This window comes from Phytoactinopolyspora endophytica (assembly GCF_004138495.1).
GTDB classification, from domain to species: domain Bacteria; phylum Actinomycetota; class Actinomycetes; order Jiangellales; family Jiangellaceae; genus Phytoactinopolyspora; species Phytoactinopolyspora endophytica.
The window spans coordinates 104,821-106,752 of record NZ_ML142872.1 but is presented as its reverse complement, the minus strand read 5'-3'; the positions used below and the strand labels follow the sequence as shown (position 1 = coordinate 106,752).

Annotated in this window: 3 protein-coding genes; 2 read left to right on the top strand and 1 reads right to left on the bottom strand. The window is 66.6% G+C overall.

Going from position 1 to position 1,932, the window contains the following annotated elements:
- A partial coding sequence (locus tag ELR45_RS43110) for a FadR/GntR family transcriptional regulator (protein WP_420813984.1) occupies positions 1-177 on the bottom strand: 177 nt, incomplete at its 3' end.
- A gap of 111 nt (positions 178-288) precedes the next feature.
- On the opposite strand from ELR45_RS43110, the gene ELR45_RS31125 reads away from it, so the two are divergent.
- Both ELR45_RS31125 and ELR45_RS41795 read left to right on the top strand, forming a co-directional pair.
- Complete coding sequence (locus ELR45_RS31125) at positions 289-1,500, top strand: alpha-hydroxy acid oxidase (protein WP_129669746.1); 1,212 nt, start codon at positions 289-291, stop codon at positions 1,498-1,500.
- Between the two features lie 106 nt (positions 1,501-1,606).
- Positions 1,607-1,932, top strand: a 326-nt coding sequence (locus ELR45_RS41795) for a fumarylacetoacetate hydrolase family protein (RefSeq protein WP_338069619.1), incomplete at its 3' end; no start/stop codon positions are given.

Here is a 1,932-nt window from a genome sequence, read left to right as displayed (position 1 = left end):
CGCCGTACGGACGACACCCATCACCTCGAGCACCCGGATCGCCTCACGGACGGATGTGCGGCTGACACCGAACCGCTCAGCCAACGCGCGCTCACCGGGCAGCCGGTCGCCTATCCGCAACCGCCCTTCGGCGATCTCCGCCTCGATCCGCTGAAGTACCACCTCGTACGCCTTCACACGCAAACCGTACGTTGTGTGGTCCTACCACAGCTACTAATCTGTGGTAGGACCACACAACGGCACCGCGCGATGTCGCACGGGCCTGAGACCTACCGCCGGAGACGCCCGATGACACAGCGCCAGGTACCGAAATGGAGCGAGCTCAAACCGCTTCTACGCCCCAAGCCGATCACGCTGAACCCGACCGACCGGCGGCTGGAGAAGGCGCTCACGATCGGTGACCTCCGACGGATCGCCAAGCGACGGACGCCACGGTCGGTCTTCGACTACACCGACGGTGCCGCGGACAGCGAGATCAGCCTCCGCCGAGCGCGTCAGCTCTTCCACAACATCGAGCTTCAGCCATCCGTCCTGCGCAACGTGGCGGACGTCGATACGAGTACCACGATCCTGGGCAAGACGAGCGCATTGCCGTTCGCGTTCGCCCCGACCGGCTTCACCCGCATGATGAACCACGAGGGGGAGAGCGCCGTCGTCCGGGTCGCCGAACGCTTCGGCATCCCCTACGCACTCTCCACGATGGGGACGACGTCGATCGAGGACGTCGCCGCCGCCGGACCCGACGCCCGCAAGTGGTTCCAGCTGTACGTGTGGAATGACCGGGCCGCCGGCGAAGACCTGGTCAAGCGGGCCGAAGCCGCCGGCTACGAAGCATTGGTGCTCACCGTCGACGTGCCCGTGGCCGGCGCTCGGCTACGCGACGTCCGTAACGGCTTCACCATCCCACCGTCGCTGACTGCCAAGACCGTCGTCGATGCTGCTCTGCACCCGGCTTGGTGGGTGAATCTGCTCACCACGGAACCACTCGCGTTCGCCTCGCTCTCCGCATGGGAAGGGACCGTTGCCGAGTTGATCAACGCTCTCTTCGACCCCACGATGACAGTCGACGACCTCAGCTGGCTGCGCTCCATCTGGAACGGCCCGCTGATCGTCAAGGGCGTCCAGACCGTCGCCGATGCACGCCGTGTGGTCGACGCCGGAGCCGACGCCATTGTCCTGTCCAACCACGGAGGCCGTCAGCTCGACCGGGCTCCGATACCCCTGCGAATCCTTCCCGACGTCGTCGCCGCAGTCGGCGACCGGACCGAGGTCTACGTCGACACCGGCATCACCGGCGGCGCCGACATCGTCTCCGCGATGGCGCTCGGTGCCGACGCGTGCCTGGTGGGTCGCGCCTACCTCTACGGACTCATGGCCGGTGGTGAGCGTGGCGTCGCACGTGCTGCACAGATTCTCGGCACGGAAGTCCGTCGTACCATGCAGCTACTCGGAACGCGGACGGTCGACGAGCTCTCACCCGAACACGTCCGGCTGCCGTGACAGTTCGCGTACCGACCGGCTGTCTCGGTGCGCGGCTACTTCGTCGGCCTTTCCGGGACGGACTGGCAGAATCGTGAACTGAGATTCCCACCTTCAGGAGACCAGCATGCAACTGTTGCGCCTCGGTGAGCCTGGCGCCGAACGCCCGGCCATCCGCACCGACGATGGCTCGATCTTCGACCTCACGCCGATCACCGCCGACATCGACGGAACGTTCCTCGCAGAGAATGGCGTCACCCGAGCACGGGCGGCCCTCGAATCAGGCTCCCTGCCACCGCTGGACTCCGACGGGGTCCGGATCGGCGCTCCGATCGCCCGGCCTGGCAAGGTCGTCTGCGTCGGTCTGAACTACCGCGACCACGCGGCCGAGAGCGGCCAGGACGTTCCCGGCGAGCCCGTCCTCTTCATGAAAGCCGCCAACACGGTCGTCGG